This is a genomic window from Oligoflexus tunisiensis (assembly GCF_001748245.1).
GTDB classification, from domain to species: domain Bacteria; phylum Bdellovibrionota_B; class Oligoflexia; order Oligoflexales; family Oligoflexaceae; genus Oligoflexus; species Oligoflexus tunisiensis.
In genome coordinates this window covers 4,106,978-4,107,502 of the sequence record NZ_BDFO01000001.1, presented here as the reverse complement: position 1 = coordinate 4,107,502, position 525 = coordinate 4,106,978, and the positions used below count along the sequence as shown (strand labels likewise).

1 protein-coding gene is annotated in these 525 nt (G+C 52.2%); it reads right to left on the bottom strand.

Annotation, left to right across the window (positions count from 1 at the left end; all coding sequences use genetic code 11):
- The coding region (locus tag OLTU_RS33230) for a fibronectin type III domain-containing protein (RefSeq protein WP_369696386.1) at window positions 1–375 on the bottom strand (375 nt) is incomplete at its 3' end.
- Window positions 376–525: the final 150 nt, after the last annotated feature.

The window sequence follows — 525 nt, the reverse complement described above, 5'->3', positions numbered from 1 at the left end:
CGGGCTATCTGCATTTCCATTGCCCAATGCACCATGGTAATTTCCACCCCAGCAATATGCTTTTCCAGTACTCGTCAATGCACAAGCGTGATGATCTGATCCGGAGATTTGAACAAGAGGCTCTTGAGTGCGCGTGGTTCCTTGAATCGTCACGCCGCTGGAAACATCGGGCGTTCCCTTGCTATTCACAGCACAAATACGAATGCTATACTGAGTTTCAAATTGAAGCCCTGTCACTGAATGGGACGTTCCACTGATGTCAGACTCCGGGATAATATTTCCGTCCAGGCAGCTTGCCGGAAATGAAGACCCAGGGAGCCAAGCAATGCGATAGCCGCTTGCGCTACCGCCTCCGGAGGCCCAAGTTAGAGCCATCGAAGTACCAAGGGGGCGAATGGATGGAGATACGGGATTGGGAGGAGCAGGAATAGACACGGGGGACGCAGCAGTTGCGATTGTTGCGGTTACCCCGACAGATTCATCTGGATTATCGCGGCCGTTGATTGCGCAAATGCGAAAACTGTA